The organism is Bradyrhizobium australiense (assembly GCF_013114825.1).
Classification (GTDB): Bacteria; Pseudomonadota; Alphaproteobacteria; order Rhizobiales; family Xanthobacteraceae; genus Bradyrhizobium; species Bradyrhizobium australiense.
Genome location: NZ_JAAVLX010000007.1, coordinates 1 through 26,161, shown reverse-complemented (window position 1 = coordinate 26,161; position 26,161 = coordinate 1). Strand labels below are relative to the sequence as shown.

Sequence of the window (26,161 nt, the reverse complement as noted above, 5' to 3'; positions counted from 1 at the left end):
GCAAGGCATAGCGCCGTCTTGGCTTGTACGGAACAGGCAATCGATAAGTTTCGCTGCCGGTACGGCTCAAGTTCGGTCACAGAGCTGTGTCCGGGGCGCCGAAATTGCCTCGCTGGCGAAACTGAGGCTGGTATGGTCCCGTATTGCGGTAATCAGACCGTCAACGGGACCCTGCATGCGCCTCGGCATCCGCACCGCCATTTCCATCCTCGTGCTGACGTCCATCGTCGTCAGTGCCGTCGGCGTGCATCTTTTGTGGTGGCGCACCGCCAATCAGGTCAGTCAAACGCTCGCCAACACCATCAACGACCAGATCGTTTCCGCGGTCGGCGACGAACTGCAGTCGGTCACCTCGGAGGCGCGCTCCTCCATGATGGCGGTGCGAACACTGCTGGCCGAAAAAGTCTTCGATGCGCGCGACGCCCGAAAACGCGAGATCGTTTTCCGGTCGCAGTTGCTGTCGCAACCGACGATCTCCTGGGTGGCATTTGGATGGCCGGATGGCTCGTTCTTTGCCGGGCACAAGCTTGGCAACGACGTCATCGAAATGCTCGAGATTACGCCGGACCGCAATTTGCGCATCAATCGCTACGATCTCATCGGCAACGATCTTCGGCTCAAGGGGAGCTGGTTCGAAGATACCGACTATTCCGTGACGGAACAGGAATGGTTTCGGGTCGCCAAAGAGACCAACGACGAATACTGGTCGACGCTGACGACGCATCCGCGCGGGGAGCGGCTGGCGGCGGCGTTTTCGGCCCCGATCGAAATCGATCACAAACCGGCCGGCGTCGTCGCGATCATCATCGAGCTGACCCGCGTCTCGAATTTCCTGTCGCAGCTCACGGTCGGCAAGTCGGCGGGCGCCTTCATTCTCGAGCGGGACGGCAAAGTGGTAGCCTCGCCCGATCCCGATGCCAGCGAACTGGTGGCGCTGAAGACCGATCATCCGCTGCTTGCGGTCGCGATCGACGCGATCCGGAATGCCGGCAGCGCCTATGAACCCGGCGAGGGGCAGCCGTTCAACACGACAGTGACGCGCGATGGCAAGGCCTATCAGGCTGTCATCACGCCGATTTCGTTTCCGGGCTGGTCGCTGGTGACGGTGGTGCCGGAATCCGAATTTCTCGGACCGGTCCAGATGACGATCCGGAATTTGCTGATCGGGCTTGCGGTCTTGATCGTTTTTGCTGGTCTCATGTCGGCATGGCTGGCCCAGCGCCTGATCGCCGTGCCCTTGATCAAGGTGGTGAACGAGATCAGGCATGTCGAGCGTTTTGACCTCGACAAGGTGCAGCGCCATCCGTCGCGGCTGACCGAGATCGGGAATCTTTCGGGCGCGATCGGCGACATGGCGCAGGGGCTTGCCGCATTCCGCAAATACATTCCAGCCGACCTGGTCAAGCGGCTGATCAGCGACGGCAATGGCGCGCGGCTTGGCGGCGCGGTACGGCCGATGAGCGTGATGTTCATCGATCTCGCCGGCTTCACCGGCATGTCGGAGCGGCTCGGCGACCGCATCATCCCGTTGCTGTCGCGCTATTTCGATTGCGTCTCGGCGCAGATTCAAAACCAGAACGGCACCATCGACAAATTCATCGGCGACGCCGTGATGGCGTTCTGGGGCGCGCCGTCGCCCAATCCCGCTCACGCCGTCGATTGCTGCCGGGCGGCCTTGGCGTGCCGGCGCGCGGTGGAAGAAGCCGGTCTCATCGACGACCACGGCCAGCCCGTCAGGATTCGTATCGGCATCAATTCCGGCGACATGCTGGTCGGCAATATCGGATCGGAAGTGCGGCTGAACTATACCGTGATCGGCGATGCCGTGAATATTGCGAGCCGTCTGGAGAGCACCAACAAGACGTACGGCTCCACGATCATCATCGGCCCCGAAACGCGAAGGCTCGCTGGGAAAAACATCGTGGTTCGCGAACTCGACCGGCTGGCGGTCTATGGCCGTGCGGGCGGTTTGCAGATCTATGAATTGCTGGGCATGGCCGGCGAGATCGGCGCACCCGCCTGGGTGGCTTCGTACGAGGCCGGCCTTGCCGCCTGGCGCGCCCGGGATTTCGCGGCTGCGATCGGCGCGTTCGAGAAGGTGCTGGAAATCCGCGAGCACGATGCAGCGTCGACGACGATGATCGACCGCTGCAGGCAACAGCTCGAAAATCCGGCCGGCGAAGATTGGGACGGCACGACGGTTGCCCGGACCAAGTAGCCGACGGTCCTGCCGTCTTGCCTGCGGCGGCGGTTTGGCCATAGATGCGTCGGGCCTTGATGCTGCATTGGTTGGCGATTGATAGGAAAGCTGCTCCGCGTTGAAAGTCCTGTTGACCCATACGCCGCAGTCCCGCGCCCAATATTACGGCGAGCGCAGCCTCAAGGGGCTGCAAGCCGCCGCGCAGATAAAGCTGCATGAAGGAAACGATGCGCTCGACGCCGCCGGCCTGATCGAGGCTGCCCGCGATGTCGACATCATCGTGGCCGACCGGCTCACCGCGGGCCCGCGCGAAATATTTTCGAAGCTGCCACGATTGCGGGCCTTCGTTCGCTGTGCGGTCGACATCCGCAACATCGATGTCGCGGCCGCTTCGGCCGCCGGCGTTCTGGTCACGCGGGCGGGGCCCGGCTTCATTCAATCGGTCGCCGAACTCGCGCTCGGCTTCATGATCGATCTGTCGCGCGGAGTTTCCCGCGCCACCGCCGACTACCATGCCGGGCGCAAGCCTGAAGTTGTGATGGGACGGCAACTGGCCGGCAGCCGCCTCGGTATCATCGGCTATGGCAGCATCGGCCATTACTTGGCTAATGTCGCCAAGGTGTTGGGCATGGAGATTATGGTCGCCGATCCCTTTGCGACCGTGAGCGATGCCGCGATCCGGCATGTACCGCTCGACGAACTGCTGGCGAACTCCGAATACGTCGTCTGTCTCGCTGTCGCCAACGAGCAAACCGAAAATCTGATCGGGCAGGCGGCGCTGGCCCGCATGCAGCCGCACGCCGTCTTCATCAACCTGTCGCGCGGCAATCTTGTCGACGAGGCGGCGTTATCAGCGGCACTGCGCGAAAACCGCATCGCCGGCGCCGCAATGGACGTCGGCCGCGCGCTGGACCAGATGCCGTCGCCGGAGCTCGCGAGGCTGCCAAACGTCATCGCCACCCCGCATATCGGCGGCCTGACGCCGCCGGCGATCGAGAGCCAGTCGCTGGAAACGGTTCGGCAGGTCGAAGCCATTATTGCGGGCGAGGTGCCGGTCGGCGCGGTCAACGCCGAACATTGGAAGCGGCGGGTTTCCAAGCCGTACAAATAGCAGGACCGTTACGGCGCACGTCCGCACGTGTTTTCCACAGGAGGCTGGATACTGCGGACAAATGGATGGTCGAAAATTATGAACCAGCTCACGGAATTGCGTTGCCGGTCGGGTCGTGCATGATGGAGTGCCACGCTCGGCGCCGCAGCGCAGATTCGGCAGTGCCGCTCCCTCCAACCAGCGATACCTGATGCGTCTTCCCTTCTTCTACGGCTGGCTGATCGTTGTGGTGACCTTCGTTACCATGGCGATCGGCGTCAATGCGCGGACTGCGTTCTCGCTGTTCTTTCCGCCGATCATTTCCGAATTCGGATGGGATCGCGGCGTCACCGCCGGCGCGTTTTCGTTCGGCTTCGTGGTTTCCGGCGGCGTCAGTCCGCTGATCGGCCGGATGATGGACCGCCTCGGACCTCGTGCGGTGATGGAGCTCGGCGTCGCGCTGATGGGCGGCGGGCTGTTGCTGGCGCCACTGACGACGCAGCCCTGGCATCTCTATCTCACCATCGGCGTGCTGGTCGGCGCGGGCAGCGTGTGCCTCGGCTATTCCGGCCAATCGCTGTTTCTGCCGAACTGGTTCATTCGCCGCCGCGGGCTCGCCATGGGGCTCGCCTTTGCCGGCGTCGGCATCGGCTCGGTGACCTTGCTGCCGTGGGTGCAGCACATGATCGAGCAGACCGGCTGGCGCACCGCCTGCACCGCGATGGGCATTCTGGTCTTCGCCGTGCTCGCGCCGATCAATCTTCTGCTGCGAAAACGGCCCGAGGACATTGGTCTGCTGCCGGATGGCGACGCGGCACCGTCGGCGACCTCGGCCGCGCCTCGCTCGAACGTCGTCGATCCCGTGTGGGCCGCGACCGACTGGACGCTGCGCCGCGCGCTGCGTACCGCGCGATTCTGGTGGATCGCGCTCGGCTATTTCTGCGGCCTGTACGTCTGGTACGCGGTGCAGGTGCACCAGACCAAATTCCTGCTCGACATCGGCTTCAGCGCGAACGTCGCGGTATGGGCACTCGGCGTCGTCAGCCTGCTCGGCATTCCCGGCCAGATCTGGCTGGGCCATCTCTCCGACCGGATCGGGCGCGAATGGATCTGGGCCATTAGCTGCGCCGGCTTTGCGATCTGCTTTGCCGCGCTGATCGCCTTGAAGTTCGCGCCGGTGTTGCCGCTGGTCTATCTCATGATCTTCACGCAAGGCGTGCTCGGCTACGGCCTGACCTCGATCATGGGCGCGGTGGTACTGGAAATCTTTCAGGGCAAGCACTACGGCAGCATTTTCGGCACCATCATGCTGGCGGCGCTGGCCGGAGGCGCGGCGGGCCCGTGGGCGACTGGCCTCTTGTACGATCTTTCAGGCAGCTACACGTCGGCCTTTGCGATCGGCATCGCCATCAGCATCCTGTCGGCAGTGGCGATCTGGCAGGCATCGCCGGGCAAGGTGAGGGCGGTCGCGGGACAGATGCACAAGGCGCCAATCAAGCGCGACCAGGCGTAGCCGCAACGCCTCATGCCGATGAAATTCCCATCGCCCGCTGCAGGTCGCCGATGGCGCGAAAAAAGCTGTCGGGCGGCGTGGTCTCGGGATCGATCAGGCGGTGCAGGCGAAAGCCGTCCTCCAGCGCCAGCACCAGCGCGCCGGCCCATGTCGGATTGAGAATGGTCGTCCGGCCGCTGTTCCTGGCCGTGGTCTCGATGATGTCGGTGACCAGTTTTCGCCGGGCGCGCAGCCGTTTGGCGAGTTCGGGCCGGCGCTTTTCGGCGCGCGCCACGAACAGGATCATCTCCATATGTAGCAGGGGGGAGCGGCCGAGCGGATCCTGCTGGCTGCGGTCCATCGTCTTCAGCGCGTCGATGAAGTCGGCAAGGTTCTTGTGCCGCTCGAGCAGATCGCGGATGCGCCCGATCGATTGCTCGACGTGATCCTCGAGCATGGCGATGATCAGTTCGTCCTTGCTCTTGAAGTTCGAATAAAACGCCCCGCGCGTGAAGCCGGCCGCGGCCGCAATGGCCTCGATGCTGGCGCCGCCAATCCCCTGTTCCTCGAACACGCGCGCCGCCGCCTCAAACAGCTTTTCGCGGGTATCGTCCCTTGTGGGTCTGGTTCGCACTCTTGACATCTGTCCAGTTTAGGCGAGAATGCAACTCAATACAACAATGTATCGAGTTTCGATCGATCGGCCGGGGGAACTGCGCTGAATGGCGCACAGCCAGCATGAGGTCACCATGAACGAGCATGTTCAGGCTGCCAGTAGCGCGCCGTTGTTCAACCCGCTGGCCCCGGAATTCATTCGCAATCCCTACCCGCACTACGAGCGGATGCGAACCACCGATCCGGTGCATCTGACGCCGCTCGGTATGTACGTCTGCAGCCGCCATGCCGAGGTCAGCCTCGTGCTGCGCGACAAGCAGTTCGGCAAGGATTATGTCGAGCGCACCATCCGCCGCTACGGTCCGAAGATCATGGACGAGCCGGTATTCCGCAGCATGAGTCACTGGATGCTGCAGCAGGATCCGCCGGACCACACCCGTTTGCGCGGCCTGGTGGTGAAGGCCTTTACCGCGCGCCGTGTCGAGGACATGCGCCCGCGCATCCAGCAGGTCGTCGACGAGACGCTCGACCGCATCATCCCGCAGGGCAAGATGGACCTGATCGAGGATTTCGCATTCCGCCTGCCGGTCACCATCATTTGCGACATGCTAGGGATTCCCGAGGACCATCGCGAGGCCTTTTATACCGGCTCACGCGACGGAGGACGCCTGCTCGATCCGGTACCGTTGTCGCCGGAGGAGATCAAGCAGGGCAACGCCGGCAACGCGCTGGCTGCGATGTATTTCCAGCAACTATTCGAGCTCAGGCGGAAGAACCCGGGCAACGACCTGATCACCCAACTGGTGCAGGCCGAGGAGGACGGCAGCAAGCTCACCAACGAGGAACTGACTGCCAACATCATCCTGCTGTTCGGCGCGGGCCACGAGACCACCGTGAACCTGATCGGCAACGGGCTGCTGGCACTGCATCGCAATCCAGACCAGCTCGCGCTGCTCAAGGCCAGGCCCGAGCTCATCACCAACGCCATCGAGGAATTCCTGCGCTACGATTCCTCGGTGCAGTTGACCGGCCGGGTGGCGCTGGAGGACATCGACGATCTCGGCGGAAAGCGCATTCCGAAAGGCGAGAGCGTGCTGTGCCTGCTCGGCTCGGCCAATCGCGACCCGGCGGTCTATCCGGACCACCCGGAGCGGCTGGACATCACCCGGCCCAACGTGAAGCCGCTGTCGTTCGGCGGCGGCATCCACTTCTGTCTCGGGGCCCAGTTGGCGCGGATCGAGGCCGAGGTCGCGATCTCGACCCTGTTGCGTCGGTTACCGGACCTGCGGCTCGATGACGCTGCCAATGCGGAATGGCGGCCGACCTTCGTGCTGCGCGGCCTGAAGCGCCTGCCGGCGAGCTGGTAACACCCGGCGCTGCCGTTTTGAGCTCTAGGTTCGGTGGGCAGAGCCGGCGGGGGCTGCTGTCAGCATGCCGCTGTGACTTCGCCACACTTCTCTCTATATTCCGGGCAGCTCCGGGGCCGGGTCCGGCATGGCGCGCGGCTTGCGCCGGGGCGGTTCAAGGGGGAAGCACCTTGCAGACGACGCTGCTCGGCCTGGCAATCGCCTTCATCATAGCGCTGATTGCCGCGCTGGTCGGGCCGTATTTCATCGACTGGAACCAGTTCCGGCCGCAATTCGAGGCCGAGGCGAGCCGGATCATCGGCGCGCCGGTCCGCGTCGGCGGCAAGCTCGACGCGCGCCTGCTGCCGGCGCCATCGCTGCAACTGCACTCGGTCGTGGTCGGCGGCGCCAACGATCTCGGCAAGGTTCGCGCCGACAAGCTCGATGTGGAATTCAGCCTCGGCTCGCTGATGCGCGGCGAGGTGCGCGCCACCGAACTGACGATCAGCCGCATGTCGCTCGATCTCGGTCTCGATTCCAGGGGGCGGGTCGACTGGCCGGCGTCGACTGGAACGTTCAATCTGGGTTCGCTGGCGATCGACCGGCTCAACCTCACCGGCCGTATCGCCCTGCATGACGCGGCGCGCCGCAGCACGCTCGAATTCAACGACATCGCCTTCAGCGGCGACGTGCGTTCGCTGGCCGGCTCGATCCGCGGAGACGGCAATTTCCTGCTGTCGGGCACGCGCTATCCGTTTCGCGTCTCGTCGGGGCAGGGCCCCGACGGCAACGGCACCCGCGTTCATCTCAATATCGATCCGGGCCAGCGTGCGCTCGCGGCCGATCTCGACGGCGTCTTGAGTTTCGATGCCCGCGCGCCGCGCTTCGAAGGTGCGGTGACGCTGGCCGCTCCCGCCCAAAAAGCCAAAGGCGATGAACCGCCGTGGCGCATCGCCGCGAAGGTCAAGGCCGATTATTCGGTGGCGCGACTTGAACAGGTCGAGGTGACCTATGGCGCCGAGGAGCGCGCGCTGAAACTTGCAGGCAGCGGTGACATCCGTTTCGGTGCGGCGCCGCTGTTGCGTGCGGCGCTATCGGCGCGTCAGCTCGATGCCGACAGGTTCGTCGCCAAGGAAAATGCCAAAGAAAGTGCCAAGGACAATTCGACTGAGCCGGCTCGCGCGTTGCCGGTGCTGCAGGCGCTCACATCAGTCATTCCGCATCTGCCGATCCTTGCGCAAATCGAATTCGCCTCCGAGCAGGTCATCCTCGGCGGACGCCCATTGCAGGACATCACTGCCGAGCTCGAAGGCGATGCCAGGTCCTGGCGCGTCCACAGGCTGGAGTTTCGCGCGCCAGGCGCCACCAAAGTTTCGCTCAGCGAGGCCGGAGCGAAGAGCGACGTGCCGGACCGGTTCAAGGCCGCGCTCAGCATCGAGTCCTCCGATCCCGACGCGCTCTTGACCTGGCTGCAGGGCCGCGGCGACAGCACTTATCGCAGCCAAAAGCCGCTGCGCCTGCGCGGCGACATCACGGTGGCGCCCGAAGGCTTTGCGATCGACACCATGAAGGCCGACATCGATGGCGGCACGGTGGAGGGGCGAGTGATGGTGTCGCACCGGCAAGCCGATCACGGCTCCCGGATCGATGCCGACCTGAAGGCGGCGCGCCTCGATCTCGATGCCGCCACGGCTTTTGCGCGATCGCTGGCGGGCCCGCAAGGCGAGTGGCCGGACGAGGGAAAGCTTTCGCTCGATATCGGCCGCGCCAGCTCCGCTGGGCAGGAGCTCAGTCCGCTGCTCGCCAGGCTGGCTTACTCGCCGTCGAAGATAGCGCTCGAGCAATTGAAGATCGGCGAGCTTGAAAGCGTGACGCTGGACGGCGCGGGCAATTTCGATCGCGTCAACGCGACCGGATGGTTCGCGCTCAATTCCAGCGCCGCCTCGCTCGGCCGGCTGACCAGCCTGATCGTTCCCTTTTCACCGCCGCTGGCGGCGCGGCTCAACGCGATGGGAGCGAGCCCGGGTCCGGCGCGGCTGAAACTGGCGCTCGACCTTACCACAAATGCCGGGCAGTCCGATCGCGTCCAGGCGCGCGCCACAGCCGAGCTCGACTCGCCGCTGCTCAAGGGCATCACCACCATCACCGCCAGACCAGCCGTTGCGGCAATTCAGGGCATCGATCTCACCGCGCTCGGGCGCAGCGAAGTCTGGGTTGATTCGAAATTGTCGTCCGAGCAAGGTCGCACCTTGCTGGCATTGCTCAGCCTCGATCGCGTCGTCACGGCGGGCGATGGCCCCGCGCAATTCGAGGGCACCGCGACGGGGGCATGGGGTGCGCCATTGCGGCTCAAGGCAAAGATCTCGGGAATCGGACTCGATGCCGAAGCGGAAGGCTCCGCTGAACCATGGGCGCAGGAGGCGAAGGCAGTTCTCGGACTGAAAGTTCGCAGCGCCGATTTCGGACCGCTGCTCGATCTGAAGCCGGCGGATACGCTGGCGCAGAACATTGGCTTGTCCTCGCGCGTGCAACTCGCCGGCAACCGGCTCACCTTCGACGATCTCGACAGCAGCGTCGGCGGCTCGCGGCTGCGCGGCCAAGTCGCGGTGACGCTCGGCGAGGAGAAGGAGGTCGAGGGTGAAATCGGCGCTGAGCAGCTCGCGCTGGCGCCCGCTTTTGCCCTGGCGCTCGGTGCGGCCGGGCATAATGCTGCCGAGCCGCTCGGCACCGGGCTTGTGAAAGGCTGGCGCGGCAGGATCGCGTTTCAGGCGCTACGCGGCCAACTTCCGGGCGGAAGCGAATTGCAGCCGCTGAGCGGCGTGGTCAAGAGCGACGGCCAGTCGCTGACCTTCGAGGATATCAAAGCCAAGATCGGCGGCGGCGATGTCACCGCCACGGTCGATGCAAGGCCGGGCGCCAACGGAATTGCCTTGAATGCGAGCGTCCAACTCTCCGGTGTCGACGGCACGGCGCTGCGCTATCGCAATCTCGTGATGCCTGCCGGCCGCGCCTCGATGCAGATGACGCTGACGAGCCAGGGCCGCAGCGCCTCGGCGCTGGCGGGCGCGCTGTCCGGCAGCGGAACGCTGACGCTGGAGGCGGCCAGAATTTCCGGCCTCGATCCGCGCGCCTTCGAAGTGGCGGTCCGCGCCAATGACAGCGGGCAGGCCAAGGACGACGTCCGATTGAAGCAGATCGTCGAATCCGCGTTACCTGCCGGCGCGCTTGCGGTCGCTTCCGCGCAAATCCCATTCACCATCAGGGACGGCCGGCTTCGCGTGGGCGCGACGACGCTGGATGCCAACGGCGTACGGGCGATCGTCTCCGGCGGATACGATATTGCCGCCGATCAGGCCGATATCCGCGCTGCCCTTTCGCTGACCATGACGGCCGGGCGCCCGGAAATCCAACTGCTTGCCGTGGGTACGCCGGACACGCTCACGCGCAGCGTCGACGTTGCCGCATTGTCGTCGTGGCTCGCGGTGCGCGCGATCGATCACGAAACCCGAAGACTCGATGCCATCGAGCGCGGCGAGCCGCCGCCGGCGGCGCCACCGCCAATCGTGCTGCCTATGGAGGGGCAGTTGCCGATTCCTGAGGCGGCGCCGATCGCGCCGGTGCCCCCAAAGGGCGGCCGCGACCCCCGGCGGCCTCCGAAGAAGATGACCGCGCCGCGTCCGCCCGTCGTCAATGCGCCGCCGGCGCCCGTCGCAGGTCAGCCGCAGGTTGCGCCGCTGCCGCCGCCGATCGACGTCAGGCCTGCGCCCGGCGCCGCCAGGCTAAAGCCGCGTCCGCCGCTGGCGCTGACGCCTCAGGTCGCCAATCCGCCGCCGCGCTCCAATTAGACGAGTACGATCTGCCGCCCGATTCCGATTTCCTTCAGAAAGGCCTCGTCGTGGCTGACCGCGATCAGCGCGCCATCGAATCCTTTCAGCGCGTTCTCCAACTCCTCGATCGAGGCGAGGTCGAGATGGTTCGTCGGCTCGTCCAGCAGCAGGAGAAAGGGCGGCTGCGGTCGCGCAAAGACGCAGGCCAGGCCCGCGCGCAGCCGCTCGCCGCCGCTGAGGGTAGCAGCAATCTGCAGCGCCGCGTTGTTGCGGAACGCAAACCGGGCCAAGGTGGCGTGCGCCGCGTTGGCCGAGAGCTCCGGATTGAGGCGGCGCAGATTGTCGAGAATGCTCGCTGCGGGATCGAGCAGGCCGATGTGCTGATCGAGCACCGCAATGCGGTCGGTGAGGCGGCTGATATCGCCGCTCGCCGGTTTCAGCTCACCGGTGAGCAGGCGGAACAAGGTGGTCTTGCCCGAACCGTTGGCGCCGCGGATGGCGATCCGCTCGGGTCCGCGAACGTCGAACGATAGCGGTCCGAACAGATGACGTTTCCCAAAAGCCATCACCACGTCCCGAAAGGCGATGAGTTCGCGGCCCGAGGGCAGATGGGTGCGCGGCAATTCTATCGAAAGCGGCGTCAGGATCTCGACGTGCGCCTTGGCCATTTCCAGCGCTTCGGTGCGCTCGCTGAGCAGGCGGCTGGCGAGCCCGCTTTCGCGCGCGGCGCTGTTCTCGGCGCGTTCCTTCTCGCGGTCCATGAACATCTTGTCCTCGACGCCCTTGGCGCGCCAGGCGCGGCCGACCTTGTCGCGGCGCGCCTTCTTTTCCCGCGCCTTCTGCAGGGCGCGCGCGGTGTTGCGCAGGGCATCCGAGGCGCGGTCGAGGTCATCGGCGGCGCGGGCGCGCGACGCCTCACGCGCTTCGGCAAAGGCGCGCCACGCGCCGCCGAATTGGGTGACGCCGACCGGCGCCAGTTCGACGATTCGGTCGACGCGTTCGAGCAGCGCGCGGTCGTGGCTGGCGACGAGGACGCCGCCCTGCCAGCGTTCGATCAGTTGCGCAACGGCCTGCCGTCCATCGGTATCGAGATTGTTGGTCGGCTCGTCCAATAGCAGGACATCCGGTGCCTCGATCAAAAGGCGCGCCAGCGCGAGGCGCGTTCGCTCGCCGCCACTCAACGAAGCGATCGGGCGATCCAGCGGCAGCGACGGCAGTCCGGCTTCGGCCAGCGCTGCCTGTATCCGCGCTTCCAGCGTCCAATCCGCCTCCGCTGCGTCATCGATCGATCCTTCGCCGCGTTCGAGCCGGCGCAGGCGGGCGAGACCGCTCGCGACGCCGAGCGCCTCGCCGGCCATCAGCCGTTCATCGGTCAGTTGCGCGAGCATGCCGATCGAGCCTATGCGTTGCAGCGAGCCGCCGGCAGGTTCGATCTCGCCTGCGATCAGGCGCAGCAATGTGGATTTACCGCAGCCGTTGCGGCCGACGAGGCCGGTGCACTCGCGCCCTATGGCAAGCGTCAGTCCATCGAACAGCGGGCGTCGGTCAGGTGTGGCGAGGGAGATAGAATCCAGGACGAGAAAGGCAGGCATGGAGAGCTTCCGAAAATGGACCGAGGTCGCGAGGCTTTGTGAGCTTTGCGATATCCATTTCTCTCTCCAGGGGTTCTCGATGGGTCTTCTTCGGCCGGTCTTCGTCGGGGTTCGCCCGCCTTTCGGGGAACTGCAATGACCATCAATTAGATACGCTTTGCCGTCATTCGTCCAGCTAGGCAGGGCGCAAATGGCTTGCGCGCGGCCTTGCGGGAATACTTCACGCATGGCGGGGTCCTACCTCCGGCTGGACCATGGATTCGCTCACAGGAAAACCGGAGGTTCGCATGACGAAGTCGGCTATCAAGCTCGCAACGCTGGCACTGTTTTCGGTGGCTCTGATCGCATCGCCATCCGTTCCAGCCTTTGCCGCGGGAGGCGGCGGTGACCCGCCTTCGGCCACCCCGCCCCCGCCGGACACGAGGTCCGCTCCCAAGTCGACCTCGAAATCGAAGAAGAAAGCCACCAAACAGTCGAGCTCCGACGATGCGGCGTTTAGGCAAGCGTACCGCACCGCGCATGCGACGATCTATGAGCGCAACGACTATGCTGGTGCCATCGAGCAGCTAAAGACGCTCGGCCGTGACGACAACGCTGATGTCGCCAATCTGATCGGCTATTCCTATCGCAAGCTCGGCGACTACAGGCTGTCGCAAGTTTGGTACGAGCGCGCGTTGAAGGCGGACCCGAACCACGTGCTGACCTGGCAGTATTACGGCCTATGGCAGATCGAGCAGGGCAATCGCGACCAGGCGTCGTATCATCTGACCCGGATCGCGGCGATTTGCGGCACGGGCTGCGAGGAGTATCGGTCGCTCGCCGCGGCGCTTGAAAAGCCACCCGGCACGGGACTCATTTATTGAGCGTCGCGATGGAGCAGGGCGGGCGCGGTCGCGACGCGCTCGCCTGATCGAGGCTTAGGCCTGCGGCCGCGGCGCATCCGGCGCGGCGGCCGGCATGGCGCGAGTACGGAAATAATCGAGCACGAAGAGGCGGATCGCCGAGGACAGATTCCCCTGCTGGCGATTGCTGTCGATCTCGCCGACCAGTTCGGACAGCGTCATGTTCCGCAGGCCCGAGATTTCCTTCATGCCGTTCCAGAAGGCTTCTTCGAGGCTGACGCTGGTTTTGTGACCGGCAACGACGATCGAGCGTTTGACGACGGGCGACTTCATGATGCGTCTCCGTCCTCGAGCTTGTGCTGGTCCAGAAAATCGCCGGCGCGATCCTTGCGATGTTCATCGAGCGCGCGTTCGGCCTTGGTCCGGCCAAAGCGTGCGCGGTTGGCATCGGCTTGCTTTGCCGATTGTTCCCGTTCGTTACGCTTCTTGAATCGCTTCAGATTGATCACGTCTCCCATGCTCGGCTCCATCATCCGGCGACTCGAAGACATGATGATTCATGGGGCGGAAAAACGTCGCGTCGTGCGCAGGCAAATTGGATGGTCATTCGGAATCCCCGTCTGCCGCCTCTGATAGCATCAAAAATACATTTCGCTCTGCGAAAACCGAATAAGTACTGCTCTTACCATGCGCCAACACAACGGCGATAGATGATCCACCTCATTCTTCAGCCATGGTCCATAATTTATATCTCTCATCCGTAGTTTCCCGGGGGGGCGGATGCGGCGATCAGCCCGGGTGTGTCATTTTGTCCGGCTGCACTAGGCGTTCGAACTCGGCGGCGTCCACAAACCCGAGGCGCACAGCCTCTTCCTTCAACGTTGTCCCGCGCGCGTGCGCCGATTTGGCGACCTTCGCCGCGTTGTCGTATCCGATCTTGGGAGCCAGTGCCGTAACCAGCATCAGCGAGCGCTCCATCAATTCGCGGATTCGCTTTTCGTCGGCGCGGATGCCGACCACGCAATGTTCGGTGAACGAGCGCGCCGCGTCCGACAGCAGTTGAATGGAATGCATCATACAATATGCCAATACGGGTTTGTAAACATTCAATTCGAAATGCCCCTGGCTGCCCGCGACGGTGACGGCGGTCTGGTTACCGAACACCTGACAGCAAACCATGGTCATGGCTTCGCACTGGGTCGGATTGACCTTGCCGGGCATGATCGACGAGCCCGGTTCGTTTTCCGGCAGGATCAATTCTCCGAGACCGGAACGCGGGCCCGAGCCCAACAGGCGAATGTCGTTGGCGATCTTGAACAGGCCGGTCGCGACCGAATTGATCGCGCCATGCACCAGCACATAGGCATCGTTGGAAGCCAGCGCCTCGAACTTGTTGGGCGCGCTGGTGAAGGGCAGTTTTGTGATTTTCGCGACATGCTTGGCGAACAGCTTTGCAAATTTCGGCTTCGAATTGAGACCGGTTCCAACCGCGGTGCCGCCTTGTGCCAGCGGGAACAGTTCCTTCACCGAGGTTCGCAGCCGCGCGATCCCGCTCTCGACCTGCGCGGCATAGCCCGAAAATTCCTGCCCCAGCGTCAATGGCGTTGCGTCCTGGGTGTGGGTTCTCCCGATCTTGACGATCTTGGCGAACGCCTTTTCCTTCTTGCGCAATTCGCGATGCAACTCGTCGAGCGCCGGAATCAGGTCGGCGGCGATGCGTCCGGCGGCAGCGACATGCATCGCTGTCGGAAATGAATCGTTCGACGACTGACTCATGTTGACGTGGTCGTTGGGATGAACCGGCTTCTTGGCGCCGAGTTCGCCGCCCAGCATCTGGTTGGCGCGGTTGGCGATCACCTCGTTGAGGTTCATGTTGGTCTGGGTGCCCGAGCCGGTCTGCCAGACGACCAGGGGAAAATGATCGTCGAGCTTGCCTTCGATCACCTCGCGCGCGGCGCGGATGATGGCGCTGGCTCTGCGTGCATCGAGCAATCCGAGTTCCCGGTTGGTTTGGGCGGCGGCAAGCTTGACGAGACCGAGCGCATGGACGATCGCGATCGGCATGCGGTCCTGGCCGATCTTGAAATTCTGCCGTGAGCGTTCGGTTTGCGCGCCCCAATAGCGATCGGCGGCAACGTCGATCGAACCAAAACTGTCGGTCTCACTGCGGGTAGATTTGTTTCCAGATGTTTCTGATCGAGCCATGCGTAATGTCCGTTGCGCCGTGAAAGGGCGGAACGCTTACACTACAGCGTGGCGGAGTTTCTCGCGCTTGGATTATTTCTTGCGGAAACGATCCAGCCGCACCACTTCCGCGCCTTCGCTCGTCTTCGCCGGCTCGTCCTTGCTTTCCGCGGCGGGCTCCGGCGCGGGGACGGGCAGGGCAGAAGCGGCGGGAGCCGCCGGCAGCTTCGCCGTCGGTGCCTCGGTCGCGGTTTCCGACGGCTCGAATTGCAGGCCGAACTGCACCGAGGGATCGAGGAAGCTCTTGATTGCCGCAAACGGCACCACCAGCCGCTCGGGGATGCCGCTGAACGACAGGCCGACCTCGAAGCGATCCTCCGTCACCACCAGATCCCAGAACTGATGCTGCAGGATGATCGTCATCTCTTCCGGATATTGCGCCAGGAGCCGCGGCGACAGCTTCACGCCGTCGGCGGTGGACAGGAAGGTGATGAAGAAATGATGCTCGCCGGGAAGGCCGTGTTCGGCGGCGTCGGCCAGCACACGGCGCAGCACGCCGCGCAGCGCGTCGCGCGCCAGCACGTCATAACGGATGTGATCGGTCGCCATGGTCGTCCTGTTACGTTGGATGGCCGCCGGTCCCCCGACTCGCCCCTTTGCCGTTATGCTACCCCGGCGGGAGCCGCAGGTCAGCAGGCACGACGGATCGAATTTGCAGCAAGGCTCCGTCGGCCGGAAATGAAAAGAATAAAGTGGAGGCTTCTGTTGCCAGGTGCCTCCGAACCCCGCCTAACGGAGCTTAACCCGCTAGGACTTTAGAGTGGTCTTTCAAACTGCGTTACGCAGCCTGAGCAACCGGAGCATAGTTGTCGTTTGCAACTATTGCATAGCCCGATAACGGCGGAACAATACCGGGAAAAAACTCGTCCTTTACGCCCTCGTCGATCCTGGTTCGCCCCCGCCGAAACCCACCACGGGCGGGTGGGCTTGGGTGGAGGCGCCGGGTACTGCCCCCGGGTCCGAATGGTTTATTGCGACGGTCATTTATTTCCATAGCCGGCGAACCGGCACCCCCAATATAGGGTGCAAGTTTGGAGAAAAATAGGGCCGCGGGAGCCGAACGGGACGAGAATACGGTCTGGACTTTCGGTTTGATGTCGCCGGATTGCGGTTTCGACACAAATTCGACGATTCCCGAAACGTACCATTCACGTCCATTGCACGAATTATGCGCAGGTCGCCGCAATGCCCGTCATCTCCCGGTGCTCGCTCAAGCGAAACGCGCAGTTCGTCACGTGATGGGCTATCCGCTCGCGGGTGTTGCAGTGCGCCAACCGCAATGGTTGCGATCCGTGCGCTTTTTGCGGGGCCTATAGCGGCTTTGGCGGTTTCATTTACCAACCAGCTCTGGAGTGGTTGGGGTTTTGCTGGCGTTGTGTGAGGAAAATCGCTAGGCAGTTTCCGGGACAAGCATCCAGGTTATCCAAACAAGCGGGCGATAAGCCCGCTTTTGGGGGAGGAGAGATCGATGAACGACATGCCGAGCCATGCGCCGGTGGAATCTATCATGCCGAAATGGGTTCGCGGCCCGCAGGATTTTATCGGCGGTCTCGCCCTGATGGGTATCGCGCTGTTCGCCTTATGGGCGTCGAGCGACCTGCAGGGCATGCGCGGATTTTCGTTCGGTGCCGGCACGGCGCCGCGGATGTTCGGATTTCTGCTGCTGGGGCTGGGCGCGGCCGTCACCCTCGTCGGCATTTTGACCGAAGGCGCCCACCTTGCGAGATATCACTGGCGGGGTCCTCTGTTTGTGTCGCTGGCGATCCTGTCGTTTGCCCTTACGATCCGGCCGATGGGAATGATCTTCGCGGCCATGACAAGCTTTTTAATCTCGGCATGCGGAACTGCGGAGACGCGGTGGATAGAAACGCTGATCGTCGGCGCCTGCCTGACGGCGTTTTGCGCTCTTTTGTTTCCTTACGCGCTTGGTCTGCCTTTGCAGCTCCTGCCGACTTTCATGATCCGTTGAGGGCACGATGGGAGATATCTTTTCAAACCTTGGGCTCGGCTTCGGTGTCGTTTTCAACCTCGTGCAGTGGACGCCCGCCTTTCTCGGCGGGGCTTCGATCCCGATCCCCGTCAACATTCTGCTGTGCCTGATCGGCGCGCTGGTCGGCACGCTGGTCGGCGTGCTGCCGGGCATCGGCACCATCGCCACCGTGGCCATGTTGCTTCCAATCACGTTTGGCCTGCCGCCGGTGGGCGCGCTGATCATGCTGGCCGGCATCTATTATGGTGCGCAGTATGGCGGCTCGACCACGTCGATCCTAGTCAACATTCCCGGTGAGGCCGGGTCCGTGGTCACCGCGCTCGACGGCTTCCAGATGGCGAAGCAAGGCCGCGCCGGTCCGGCGTTGGCGATCGCGGCGATCGGCTCGTTTTTCGCCGGGTGCGTCGCGACCGTTCTGATCGCCGTGCTGGGCGCGCCACTCACCAAGCTCGCGCTGGCCTTCGGGCCCGCCGAATATTTCTCGCTGATGGTGCTCGGTCTGATCTTCGCGGTCGTGCTCGCGAAGGGTTCGGTGTTGAAGGCGATCGCGATGATCGTGCTGGGGTTGCTGCTGTCGATGGTGGGATCCGACATCGAAACCGGCGCGTCGCGCATGGCCTTCAACATTCCTGAACTGGCCGACGGTCTCGGCTTCGCCACCGTGGCGATGGGCCTGTTCGGTTTTGCGGAGATCATCCGCAATCTCGATACCGGCGGCGAAAGCGATCGCGAACTGGTTCAGCAAAAGGTCTCGGGCCTGATGCCGACGGCAAAGGATCTCAAGGATTCGACCCCGGCGATCCTGCGCGGCACCGTACTCGGATCGATCCTCGGCATCTTGCCGGGCGGCGGCGCCGTGATCGCATCGTTCGCGGCCTACACGCTCGAAAAGAAGGTGTCGAAAACGCCCCAGAAGTTCGGCCGCGGTGCGATCCAGGGTGTCGCGGCGCCCGAAAGCGCCAACAATGCTGCCGCCCAGACCTCGTTCATCCCGCTGCTGACGCTCGGCATTCCGCCCAACGCGGTGATGGCGTTGATGGTCGGCGCGATGACCATTCACGGCATCGTGCCCGGTCCTCAGGTGATGCAGAAGCAGCCGGAGCTCGTCTGGGGCATGATCGCCTCGATGTGGGTCGGCAATTTGATGCTGCTTATCATCAACCTGCCGCTGGTCGGCATCTGGGTGCGGCTGCTGCGGGTGCCGTATCGCCTGATGTTCCCGTCGATCGTGATCTTCTGCTCCATCGGCATCTACTCGGTGAACAATGCGCCTGTCGACGTCATTCTCGCCGGTGCATTCGGGCTGGTCGGCTACTGGCTGATCAAGCACGATTTCGAGCCGGCGCCGTTGCTGCTCGGCATGGTGCTCGGACCGCTGATGGAAGAGAACCTGCGGCGGGCGCTGCTGATCTCGCGCGGGGACTGGTCAGTGTTCCTGACCCGCCCGCTGTCGGCAGTGCTGATGGCAATCGCCGCCGCTCTGCTCGTGCTGGCCGTCCTGCCGACGCTGCGAAAGAAGCGCGACGAGGTGTTCGTCGAGTCCGAAAACTGACCTGCGGCGGTGCGCCGCAGGTTGAAGTCTGGCCGACTTCGCGTGAACTGATATGAGATGCAAATGCCGGCTTGGGAGAGCCGGCATTTGTTTAAGGGCTGAAGGAATTCAACATGAACTGGTATGGACGCCCGCTTGCGAGCGGTTGGCTGGCCGCGCTTGCCGGACTGGCATTGCTTTCTGCGCAGGCGCAGGCTCAGACCTATCCGACGCGCAACATCACCATGATCGTGCCGTTTGCGGCCGGTGGACCGACGGACGTCATCGCGCGCATCGTCACTGGCCACATGGCGCAGACGCTCGGTCAAACCATCATCATCGAAAACGTGGTCGGCGCCGGCGGCACCACCGCCACCACCCGCGCCGCACGGGCCGCCAATGACGGCTATACGCTGATCACGGGGCATATGGGCACGCATGCGGCTTCTGTGCCGCTCTATCCCAAGCTCGCCTATCATCCGGAAAAGGATTTCGAGCCCGTCGGACTGCTCGCCGGCACGCCGATCCTGATCCTGGCGCGCAAGGATTTTGCGCCAAAGGACCTCAAGGAATTCATCGCCTACGTCAAAGCGAACGAGTCCAAGGTGAATGCGGCGCATGCCGGCGTCGGCTCGGTCTCGAACGTATCGTGCGAATTGCTGAATTCAGTCCTGGGCGTCAAGCCGATTGGCGTTCCCTTCAATGGCACGGGTCCTGCGATGAACGCGCTGGTGGCCGGGCAGGTCGATTACATGTGCGACCAGATCGTCAACGCCGTGCCGCAGATCAACGGCGGCACCATAAAGGCCTATGCCGTGGCGACGCCTGAGCGTAACCCGTCCTTGCCGAATGTTCCCACCACCACCGAGGCTGGCCTGCCGGCCTTCCAGGCTCAGGCCTGGAACGCGATCTTCGCGCCCAAGGGAACGCCTGCGGATGTCGTCGCCAAACTGAACGCTGCTGTGGTCAAGGCGCTCGACGACGAGGGCGTCCGCAAGCGCCTGCTCGATCTCGGCAGCGTCATTCCGGCGGCAGCCGATCGGACGCCGGCGGCGCTGGGAACACTGGTGAAGAACGAAATCGCGAAATGGACGCCGGTGCTCAAGCCGGTGAATTAGTCCAAGCAATCAAGGCTGTAGGCCAGGGGCGGAACGCGAGTTCCGCCCTTGCCGTTTGTGCGGGGAGTGATCATTTTTCCGGGTATAATCGGTGCGCGAAGCCGAATCGGCATGTCGATCGGATGCCCCGGCCGCTAAATTCGCCGTCCCGAAAAGGTCCGAAGCACCAGCCATGAACCAGTACCACGACCTGCTCGAACGTATCCTGAGCGACGGCGCGGAGAAGCACGACCGCACCGGCACCGGCACGCTGTCGATCTTCGGTCACCAGATGCGGTTCAATCTGGCGGCCGGCTTTCCGATGCTGACCACCAAGCGGCTGCCGCTGAAGGCGATCGTGCACGAATTGCTGTGGTTTCTCGCCGGCGACACCAACATCAAATACCTCAGGGATAACGGCGTTTCGATCTGGGATGAATGGGCCGATGCCAACGGCGATCTGGGGCCCGTCTACGGATCGCAATGGCGCTCATGGCCGGCGCCGGACGGGCGAAGCATCGACCAGATTTCCAACGTCATTGACATGATCAGGCGCAATCCGGATTCGCGGCGGCTGATCGTGACCGCCTGGAATCCGGCCGACGTCGACAAGATGGCGCTGCCGCCCTGTCACTGCCTGTTTCAGTTCTATGTCGCCAACGGCAAATTGTCGTGCCAGCTCTACCAGCGCTCGGCCGACGTGTTCCTAGGCGTGCCGTTCAACATCGCGTCCTATTCGTTGCTGACGATGATGGTGGCGCAGGTGACTGGACTAACGCCCGGCGACTTCGTGCATTCGCTCGGCGATGCGCATCTCTACTCCAACCACCTCGAGCAGGCCCGGCTGCAACTGGCACGGCCGACGCGGCCGTTGCCGGTCCTGAAGATCAATCCTGACGTGAAGGACATATTCGCGTTCCGCTACGAGGATTTCGCGCTCGAAGGCTACGATCCGCACCCGCACATCAAGGCCGAAGTGGCTGTATGACCAGCGGTGTGAGCATCTGATGTCCCTCACGATCCGCCGCGCGCGTGCGGGCGAAGCGGGACTTGTCCTGTCCTTTGTTCGCGAACTCGCCGAATACGAAAAGCTGCTCCACGAAGTGGAAGCGACCGAAGCCGGTATCGATGCGGCGCTATTCGGGGTCAATCCGCGCTTGTTCTGCGAGATCGCCGAGTGGGACGGCGAGCCGGCGGGCCTTGCAGTCTGGTTCGTGAATTTCTCGACCTTCAGCGGCCGCTCCGGCATCTATCTGGAAGATCTGTTCGTCCGCCCGGCGCTGCGCGGCAACGGCATCGGCAAGGCGCTCCTGGCGCATCTGGCGAAGGAATGCATGGCGAACGGCTGGTCGCGCTTGCAGTGGGCGGTGCTCGACTGGAATACCCCGTCGATCGCGTTCTACAGATCGCTCGGCGCCCAAGTGATGGACGGGTGGACGATCTGCCGGGTCGGCGGTCCGGCGCTCGCGGCGCTGGCGCAGGGGACGCGGTAATGGAGATCGTTCTCATCGTTGCAGTCGCCGAGAACGGCGTGATCGGGGCAGGGGGCGCCATTCCATGGCGGCTGAAATCCGACATGGCGCGCTTCAAGGCGCTGACGGCGGGAAAGCCCGTGGTGATGGGCCGCAAGACCTTCATCTCGATCGGCCGGCCACTTCCCGGGCGGACCAATATCGTCGTCACCCGCGACGCCGGCTTTCGCGCCGATGGCGTGGTGGTTACCCATTCGTTCAGCGACGCGAAGGCGGTCGCCACCGGCGATGCGCTGCGACGTTTCGCCACTGAGATCGCCGTGATCGGCGGCGCCGAAATCTACGCGCAATGGATGGACAGCGCCGATCGCCTGGAGATTACCGAGGTGCATGCCCGGCCCGACGGTGACACGCGTTTCCCGGCCGTCGATTTGGCCGCATGGGAAGAGGTGGCGCGCGTGCGGAATCCGGCAGGTCCGGACGATAGCGGCGATTTCTCCTATGTGACATTTCGTCGGCGCTGACAGTATTAACCTCGCTAATCAATGTTTGCATTGACAATTATGGCGTCAGACATAGCTGCTTCGAGCTGGAAGCTTGCGTTGTAAGGGACCTAGCGGTCCCCTATAAAGCCGGGCGGATATGCGAGGCTTAAGGCATCCTGCCGAACAGGCGGGCCCGTTCCCCCGCAGAGGAGAGTTTATATGCCGTGGAAGAATCAAGGCGGGGGCCCATGGGGCCAAGGTCCGAAGGGACCATGGGGCGGCGGTCCGCAATCGGTCGGGCCGAGACCCCCCGATCTGGAAGACCTTCTGCGGCGCGGCCAGGACAAGCTGCAGCAACTCCTGCCGGGCGGCCATTTCAGCGGCATGGGCATCGCGCTGGTGCTGGCCGGTGCGCTGGTGATCTGGGGATTGTCCGGATTCTTCCGCGTGCAGTCGGAGGAGCTCGGCGTCGTGCTGCGCTTCGGCAAGCATGTGCGCACTGTCGACCCCGGGCTGAACTATCATCTGCCCTATCCGATCGAAACCGTGCTGCTGCCGAAGGCGCTGCGCGTCTCCACCATCTCGATCGGCATGACGCTGATCGACGATCCGGCGCGGCGCGGCCGCACCATGCGGGACGTGCCGGAAGAAAGCTTGATGCTGACCGGCGACGAAAACATCGTCGACGTTGATTTCACGGTGTTGTGGCGGATCAAGCCCAATGGCGTCGGCAACTTCCTCTTCAACATCCAAAATCCCGAAGGCACCGTGAAGGCGGTGGCCGAAAGCGCGATGCGCGAGGTGATCGGGCGTTCGCAGATCCAGCCGATCCTCACCGGCGCCCGCAATACGACGGAGCAGGGTGTCCAGGACCTGATGCAGAGGACGCTAGATACCTACGGCTCCGGCGTTCAGATCACGCAGGTGCAGATGCAGAAGGTCGATCCCCCCGCGCAGGTCATCGACGCGTTCCGTGACGTGCAGGCCGCTCGCGCCGACTTCGAGCGGCTGCAGAACGAGGCACAGACCTATGCCAACCGTGTCGTTCCCGACGCCCGCGGCCGTGCCGCGCAGATCCTGCAGATCGCGGAAGGTTACAGGGAACAGGCAGTCGCCGAGGCCAAGGGCCAGAGCGCGCGGTTCCAGAAGGTCTACGATGAATACAAGAAGGCGCCCGACGTGACGCGGCAGCGAATTTATCTGGAGACGATGGAGCGGATTCTCGGTGGGTCCGAGAAACTGGTCTATGACGGCGGCAACTCCGCACAGAGCATCGTGCCGTATCTGCCGCTCAGCGAATTGACGCCGCGCCGTCCGGCGCCGACGGCTGGCCAGCAGCAGAGCGGAGGCACGCGATGAGGTCTCCAGTTGCAGGTATCGTCAGCCTGATCCTGCTGTTACTCGTGGTGATCGTGGGCTACAGCTCGATCTTCACGGTGTCGCAGACCGAGCAGGCGCTCGTGGTCCGGCTCGGCCGGCCGGTCGACGTCGTGTCTGAGCCGGGCCTGAACTTCAAGGCGCCGTTCATCGACACCGTCATCAGCATCGACAAGCGCATCCTCGATCTCGAGAATCCGTCCCAGGAAGTCATTGCTTCCGACCAGAAACGGCTCGTCGTCGACGCCTTCGCCCGCTACCGGATCAAGAACCCGCTGCGCTTCTATCAGAGCATCGGCTCGATCCAGGCCGCCAACATCCAGCTCACCACGCTGTTGAACGCGGCGCTGCGCCGCGTGCTGGGCGAGGTCAACTTCATTACCGTGGTGCGCGACGAACGCGAAACGCTGATGACGCGCATCCGGGACCAACTCGACAGAGAGGCTGACCAATACGGCATCCAACTGGTCGACGTGCGCATCCGTCGCGCTGATCTGCCGGAGGCCAACAGCCAGGCGGTCTATCAGCGCATGCAGACCGAACGCCAGCGCGAGGCGGCGGAGTTCCGCGCCCAGGGCGGCCAGAAGGCGCAGGAGATCCGCTCGAAGGCTGACCGCGAGGCGACCGTGATTATTGCGGAAGCCAATTCGACCGCCGAGCAGACCCGCGGCGCAGGTGATGCCGAGCGCAACCGGCTGTTCGCCGAGGCTTATGGTCGGGATCCGGATTTCTTCGCCTTCTATCGTTCGATGTCGGCCTATGAGACCGGGCTGCGCGCCAACGACACCCGTTTCCTGCTGCGGCCCGATTCCGAGTTCTTCCGCTTCTTCGCCAATCCGTCGGGCCATCCGCCGGCAGCGGCGGCGCCGAAGCCTTAACGACCGGCCGCGATACACACGTTACGGCGAAGCGGGGGGCCGCTTCGCCGGCACAAAAGCAAAAGGCGCTTGAATAGCGGGGGGATGCCATCCGATGAGGTCCATTGCGTTCGCCGACTTCCTCATCGGTGTAGGTATCCTTTTTGTGCTCGAAGGCCTGATGTTCGCAGCCAGCCCGGCCTGGATGCGCCGGGCGATGAAAAGCGCATTGGCGACGCCGGATAATATCCTGCGGATCGTCGGCATCGTCTCGGCGGTCATCGGTCTGCTTCTGATCTGGTTCGTGCGGCGGTAAGCTGTTCCTCCGTCATTCCGGGATGGTCCGAAGGACCAGACCTCAGATGTGCAATTGCACATTGGGGTTCGCTTCGCGCCTCGGAATGACAGTGTGCCCAAGAGCGCAACTGAACTCTGACGCCAACGAAATCGTGAGCCGGCAGCAGCCGATTTTTCGCCGGAATGTCGGGCGCAGATGCTTGCGCCTCAGACCCGTTCGGGCGCACTGTGGACGCAAATTCGACCCTTTGGAGACCAGCCGACATGACCGGTGCCAGATCCGCCTTGACCAGCCGCCTGCGCCTGATGGGGATTGCGATCTCGCTCGGTGCCGCCAGCATGCTGGCTTCAGTGCCGGCCAGCGCGCGCGGGCCGGACGGCATCGCCGATATTGCCGAGAAGGTAATCGATTCCGTCGTCAATATCTCGACCTCGCAGAGCGTGGAGGCCAAGGGCGGCAAGGATGCGATGCCGCAATTGCCGCCGGGCTCGCCGTTCGAGGAATTCTTCGACGACTTCTTCAAGAACCGCCGCGGCGGCAGCCCAAAGGGCGGCGACAAGAACGGCGAAATGCAGCCGCCGCGCAAGACCAATTCGCTCGGCTCCGGCTTCATCATCGATGCCTCAGGCGTAGTCGTCACCAACAATCACGTCATCGCGGATGCCGACGAGATCAACGTGATCATGAACGACGGCACCAAGATCAAGGCCGAACTGGTCGGCGTCGACAAGAAGACCGACATTGCGGTCCTGAAGTTCAAGCCGGTGAAGCCGGTGACCGCGGTGAAGTTCGGTGATTCCGACAAGCTGCGGCTCGGCGAATGGGTGATTGCGATCGGCAATCCGTTCAGCCTCGGCGGCTCGGTCACGGCCGGTATCGTGTCGGCGCGCAACCGCGACATCAGCCAAGGGCCGTATGACAGCTACATCCAGACCGATGCCTCCATCAACCGCGGCAATTCCGGCGGGCCGCTGTTTAACCTCGAAGGCGAAGTGATTGGCGTCAACACGCTGATCATCTCGCCGACCGGCGGTTCGATCGGCCTCGGCTTCGCGGTGCCGTCGAAGACGGTGGCCGCCGTAGTTGATCAGCTCCGGCAGTTCGGCGAACTGCGCCGCGGCTGGCTCGGCGTGCGGATTCAGCAGGTCACCGAGGAGATCGCCGAAAGCCTCAGCATCAAGCCCGCCCGCGGCGCGCTGGTCGCCGGCGTCGACGACAAGGGGCCGGCCAAGCCCGCCGGTATCGAGCCCGGCGATGTCGTCGTCAAGTTCGACGGAAAAGACGTCAAGGACCCGAAGGATCTCTCCCGCGTCGTCGCCGACACCGCGGTCGGCAAGGAAGTCGACGTCGTTATCATTCGCAAGGGTAACGAGGAAACCCGCAAGGTCACGCTTGGCCGCCTCGAGGATACCGAAAAGGTGCAGCAGGCTGCCGCCAAGACCAAGGAAGATCCTGTCGAGAAGCCGGTAACGCAAAAGGCGCTCGGCCTCGATCTTGCCGCGCTCAGCAAGGACCTGCGTACGAGGTACAAGATCAAGGAGAGCGTCAAAGGCGTCATCATCACGGGTGTCGATGGCTCCTCCGACGCCGCCGAAAAGCGCCTCTCCGCCGGCGATGTCATCGTCGAGGTGGCGCAGGAAGCGGTCGCCAGCGCCGCCGACATCAAGAAGCGCGTCGATCAGCTCAAGAAGGACGGCAAGAAATCGGTGTTGTTGCTGGTCTCGAACGGCGAGGGCGAATTGCGGTTCGTGGCGCTCAGCGTGCAGTAATAGATCACGTGCTGGTTGCCGAAAAACCCTGTCGTCC

At 63.6% G+C, this 26,161-nt stretch carries 22 protein-coding genes and 1 other RNA gene; 16 read left to right on the top strand and 7 right to left on the bottom strand.

Annotated elements, in window-relative coordinates:
- The first annotated feature begins 175 nt into the window (after nucleotides 1–175).
- The 3 genes from HCN58_RS20640 to HCN58_RS20630 all read left to right on the top strand — a co-directional run bounded on the left by HCN58_RS20640 (nucleotide 176) and on the right by HCN58_RS20630 (nucleotide 4,803).
- Nucleotides 176–2,218, top strand: coding sequence for an adenylate/guanylate cyclase domain-containing protein (locus HCN58_RS20640; protein WP_171581237.1), 2,043 nt, complete (start codon nucleotides 176–178; stop codon nucleotides 2,216–2,218).
- Between the two features lie 100 nt (nucleotides 2,219–2,318).
- The gene (locus tag HCN58_RS20635) at nucleotides 2,319–3,311 is read left to right on the top strand and encodes a hydroxyacid dehydrogenase (protein WP_171581236.1); all 993 of its coding nucleotides are present in this window, start codon (nucleotides 2,319–2,321) and stop codon (nucleotides 3,309–3,311) included.
- Nucleotides 3,312–3,501: 190 nt separating this feature from the next.
- A complete protein-coding gene (locus HCN58_RS20630; RefSeq protein ID WP_171581235.1) occupies nucleotides 3,502–4,803 on the top strand; it encodes an MFS transporter in 1,302 nt (433 codons plus the stop codon).
- 10 nt (nucleotides 4,804–4,813) lie between these two features.
- Here the strand turns inward: HCN58_RS20630 and HCN58_RS20625 are convergent, their stop codons facing one another.
- Nucleotides 4,814–5,425 (bottom strand): TetR/AcrR family transcriptional regulator, encoded by a 612-nt coding sequence (locus HCN58_RS20625; RefSeq protein ID WP_171581234.1) that lies wholly within the window; start codon nucleotides 5,423–5,425, stop codon nucleotides 4,814–4,816.
- Nucleotides 5,426–5,531: 106 nt separating this feature from the next.
- Between HCN58_RS20625 and HCN58_RS20620 the strand changes: the two genes are divergently transcribed.
- Both HCN58_RS20620 and HCN58_RS20615 read left to right on the top strand, forming a co-directional pair.
- The gene (locus HCN58_RS20620; RefSeq protein ID WP_171581823.1) at nucleotides 5,532–6,764 is read left to right on the top strand and encodes a cytochrome P450; all 1,233 of its coding nucleotides are present in this window, start codon (nucleotides 5,532–5,534) and stop codon (nucleotides 6,762–6,764) included.
- A 170-nt stretch (nucleotides 6,765–6,934) separates the two neighbouring features.
- Complete coding sequence (locus tag HCN58_RS20615; protein WP_235983774.1) at nucleotides 6,935–10,588, top strand: AsmA family protein; 3,654 nt, start codon at nucleotides 6,935–6,937, stop codon at nucleotides 10,586–10,588.
- Here the strand turns inward: HCN58_RS20615 and HCN58_RS20610 are convergent.
- Nucleotides 10,585–12,162: an ABC-F family ATP-binding cassette domain-containing protein gene (locus tag HCN58_RS20610; RefSeq protein WP_171581232.1), complete on the bottom strand. Its 1,578-nt coding sequence runs from the start codon at nucleotides 12,160–12,162 to the stop codon at nucleotides 10,585–10,587. The two genes, HCN58_RS20615 and HCN58_RS20610, sit on opposite strands and share 4 nt — an antisense overlap.
- 287 nt (nucleotides 12,163–12,449) lie before the next feature.
- Between HCN58_RS20610 and HCN58_RS20605 the strand changes: the two genes are divergently transcribed.
- Nucleotides 12,450–13,025, top strand: coding sequence for a tetratricopeptide repeat protein (locus HCN58_RS20605; protein ID WP_171581231.1), 576 nt, complete (start codon nucleotides 12,450–12,452; stop codon nucleotides 13,023–13,025).
- A 54-nt stretch (nucleotides 13,026–13,079) separates the two neighbouring features.
- Here HCN58_RS20605 and HCN58_RS20600 read toward each other — a convergent pair whose 3' ends face one another.
- The 5 genes from HCN58_RS20600 to ssrA all read right to left on the bottom strand — a co-directional run bounded on the left by HCN58_RS20600 (nucleotide 13,080) and on the right by ssrA (nucleotide 16,296).
- Nucleotides 13,080–13,337 carry a ribbon-helix-helix domain-containing protein gene (locus HCN58_RS20600; RefSeq protein ID WP_028350320.1) on the bottom strand — a complete coding sequence of 86 codons (258 nt, stop codon included), beginning with the start codon at nucleotides 13,335–13,337 and terminating at the stop codon, nucleotides 13,080–13,082.
- Entirely contained in the window at nucleotides 13,334–13,522 is a 189-nt protein-coding gene (locus HCN58_RS20595; RefSeq protein ID WP_171581230.1) for a DUF4169 family protein, read from the bottom strand. Before HCN58_RS20595 ends, HCN58_RS20600 begins: the two co-directional genes overlap by 4 nt.
- Before the next feature lie 271 nt (nucleotides 13,523–13,793).
- Nucleotides 13,794–15,209: a class II fumarate hydratase gene (gene fumC, locus HCN58_RS20590; protein ID WP_171581229.1), complete on the bottom strand. Its 1,416-nt coding sequence runs from the start codon at nucleotides 15,207–15,209 to the stop codon at nucleotides 13,794–13,796.
- Nucleotides 15,210–15,281: 72 nt separating this feature from the next.
- Nucleotides 15,282–15,797, bottom strand: coding sequence for an SspB family protein (locus HCN58_RS20585; RefSeq protein WP_171581228.1), 516 nt, complete (start codon nucleotides 15,795–15,797; stop codon nucleotides 15,282–15,284).
- A 142-nt stretch (nucleotides 15,798–15,939) separates the two neighbouring features.
- Nucleotides 15,940–16,296, bottom strand: a transfer-messenger RNA (tmRNA) gene (gene ssrA / locus HCN58_RS20580).
- A 420-nt stretch (nucleotides 16,297–16,716) separates the two neighbouring features.
- Between ssrA and HCN58_RS20575 the strand changes: the two genes are divergently transcribed.
- The 10 genes from HCN58_RS20575 to HCN58_RS20530 all read left to right on the top strand — a co-directional run bounded on the left by HCN58_RS20575 (nucleotide 16,717) and on the right by HCN58_RS20530 (nucleotide 26,124).
- Entirely contained in the window at nucleotides 16,717–17,217 is a 501-nt protein-coding gene (locus tag HCN58_RS20575; protein ID WP_171581227.1) for a tripartite tricarboxylate transporter TctB family protein, read from the top strand.
- 7 nt (nucleotides 17,218–17,224) lie between these two features.
- Entirely contained in the window at nucleotides 17,225–18,790 is a 1,566-nt protein-coding gene (locus tag HCN58_RS20570; RefSeq protein ID WP_171581226.1) for a tripartite tricarboxylate transporter permease, read from the top strand.
- 113 nt (nucleotides 18,791–18,903) lie between these two features.
- Nucleotides 18,904–19,887, top strand: a complete 984-nt coding sequence (locus tag HCN58_RS20565) for a tripartite tricarboxylate transporter substrate binding protein BugD (RefSeq protein WP_171581225.1) — start codon at nucleotides 18,904–18,906, stop codon at nucleotides 19,885–19,887.
- 172 nt (nucleotides 19,888–20,059) lie between these two features.
- A complete protein-coding gene (locus HCN58_RS20560; RefSeq protein WP_171581224.1) occupies nucleotides 20,060–20,854 on the top strand; it encodes a thymidylate synthase in 795 nt (264 codons plus the stop codon).
- A gap of 19 nt (nucleotides 20,855–20,873) precedes the next feature.
- Nucleotides 20,874–21,359 carry a GNAT family N-acetyltransferase gene (locus HCN58_RS20555; protein ID WP_171581223.1) on the top strand — a complete coding sequence of 162 codons (486 nt, stop codon included), beginning with the start codon at nucleotides 20,874–20,876 and terminating at the stop codon, nucleotides 21,357–21,359.
- The gene (locus HCN58_RS20550) at nucleotides 21,359–21,862 is read left to right on the top strand and encodes a dihydrofolate reductase (RefSeq protein WP_171581222.1); all 504 of its coding nucleotides are present in this window, start codon (nucleotides 21,359–21,361) and stop codon (nucleotides 21,860–21,862) included. The genes HCN58_RS20555 and HCN58_RS20550 overlap by 1 nt, the downstream gene beginning before the upstream one ends.
- Before the next feature lie 180 nt (nucleotides 21,863–22,042).
- Complete coding sequence (gene hflK / locus HCN58_RS20545) at nucleotides 22,043–23,182, top strand: FtsH protease activity modulator HflK (RefSeq protein ID WP_171581221.1); 1,140 nt, start codon at nucleotides 22,043–22,045, stop codon at nucleotides 23,180–23,182.
- Nucleotides 23,179–24,078: a protease modulator HflC gene (hflC, locus tag HCN58_RS20540; protein ID WP_171581220.1), complete on the top strand. Its 900-nt coding sequence runs from the start codon at nucleotides 23,179–23,181 to the stop codon at nucleotides 24,076–24,078. Before hflK ends, hflC begins: the two co-directional genes overlap by 4 nt.
- Before the next feature lie 94 nt (nucleotides 24,079–24,172).
- The gene (locus HCN58_RS20535; protein WP_171581219.1) at nucleotides 24,173–24,373 is read left to right on the top strand and encodes a DUF2065 domain-containing protein; all 201 of its coding nucleotides are present in this window, start codon (nucleotides 24,173–24,175) and stop codon (nucleotides 24,371–24,373) included.
- A gap of 245 nt (nucleotides 24,374–24,618) precedes the next feature.
- On the top strand, nucleotides 24,619–26,124 hold the full coding sequence (locus HCN58_RS20530) for a Do family serine endopeptidase (protein WP_171581218.1): 1,506 nt from the start codon (nucleotides 24,619–24,621) through the stop codon (nucleotides 26,122–26,124).
- Nucleotides 26,125–26,161 lie beyond the last annotated feature (37 nt).

What these genes read in the sequence shown, in the direction of transcription:
- HCN58_RS20640 (WP_171581237.1), top strand. Translation starts at nt 176, where the DNA reads ATGCGCCTCGGCATCCGCACCGCCATTTCCATCCTCGTGCTGACGTCC.
- HCN58_RS20630 (WP_171581235.1), top strand. Translation starts at nt 3,502, where the DNA reads ATGCGTCTTCCCTTCTTCTACGGCTGGCTGATCGTTGTGGTGACCTTC.
- HCN58_RS20625 (WP_171581234.1), bottom strand. Translation starts at nt 5,425, where the DNA reads ATGTCAAGAGTGCGAACCAGACCCACAAGGGACGATACCCGCGAAAAG.
- HCN58_RS20620 (WP_171581823.1), top strand. Translation starts at nt 5,532, where the DNA reads ATGAACGAGCATGTTCAGGCTGCCAGTAGCGCGCCGTTGTTCAACCCG.
- HCN58_RS20610 (WP_171581232.1), bottom strand. Translation starts at nt 12,162, where the DNA reads ATGCCTGCCTTTCTCGTCCTGGATTCTATCTCCCTCGCCACACCTGAC.
- HCN58_RS20605 (WP_171581231.1), top strand. Translation starts at nt 12,450, where the DNA reads ATGACGAAGTCGGCTATCAAGCTCGCAACGCTGGCACTGTTTTCGGTG.
- HCN58_RS20600 (WP_028350320.1), bottom strand. Translation starts at nt 13,337, where the DNA reads ATGAAGTCGCCCGTCGTCAAACGCTCGATCGTCGTTGCCGGTCACAAA.
- HCN58_RS20595 (WP_171581230.1), bottom strand. Translation starts at nt 13,522, where the DNA reads ATGGGAGACGTGATCAATCTGAAGCGATTCAAGAAGCGTAACGAACGG.
- fumC (WP_171581229.1), bottom strand. Translation starts at nt 15,209, where the DNA reads ATGGCTCGATCAGAAACATCTGGAAACAAATCTACCCGCAGTGAGACC.
- HCN58_RS20585 (WP_171581228.1), bottom strand. Translation starts at nt 15,797, where the DNA reads ATGGCGACCGATCACATCCGTTATGACGTGCTGGCGCGCGACGCGCTG.
- HCN58_RS20575 (WP_171581227.1), top strand. Translation starts at nt 16,717, where the DNA reads ATGAACGACATGCCGAGCCATGCGCCGGTGGAATCTATCATGCCGAAA.
- HCN58_RS20570 (WP_171581226.1), top strand. Translation starts at nt 17,225, where the DNA reads ATGGGAGATATCTTTTCAAACCTTGGGCTCGGCTTCGGTGTCGTTTTC.
- HCN58_RS20565 (WP_171581225.1), top strand. Translation starts at nt 18,904, where the DNA reads ATGAACTGGTATGGACGCCCGCTTGCGAGCGGTTGGCTGGCCGCGCTT.
- HCN58_RS20560 (WP_171581224.1), top strand. Translation starts at nt 20,060, where the DNA reads ATGAACCAGTACCACGACCTGCTCGAACGTATCCTGAGCGACGGCGCG.
- HCN58_RS20555 (WP_171581223.1), top strand. Translation starts at nt 20,874, where the DNA reads ATGTCCCTCACGATCCGCCGCGCGCGTGCGGGCGAAGCGGGACTTGTC.
- HCN58_RS20550 (WP_171581222.1), top strand. Translation starts at nt 21,359, where the DNA reads ATGGAGATCGTTCTCATCGTTGCAGTCGCCGAGAACGGCGTGATCGGG.
- hflK (WP_171581221.1), top strand. Translation starts at nt 22,043, where the DNA reads ATGCCGTGGAAGAATCAAGGCGGGGGCCCATGGGGCCAAGGTCCGAAG.
- hflC (WP_171581220.1), top strand. Translation starts at nt 23,179, where the DNA reads ATGAGGTCTCCAGTTGCAGGTATCGTCAGCCTGATCCTGCTGTTACTC.
- HCN58_RS20535 (WP_171581219.1), top strand. Translation starts at nt 24,173, where the DNA reads ATGAGGTCCATTGCGTTCGCCGACTTCCTCATCGGTGTAGGTATCCTT.
- HCN58_RS20530 (WP_171581218.1), top strand. Translation starts at nt 24,619, where the DNA reads ATGACCGGTGCCAGATCCGCCTTGACCAGCCGCCTGCGCCTGATGGGG.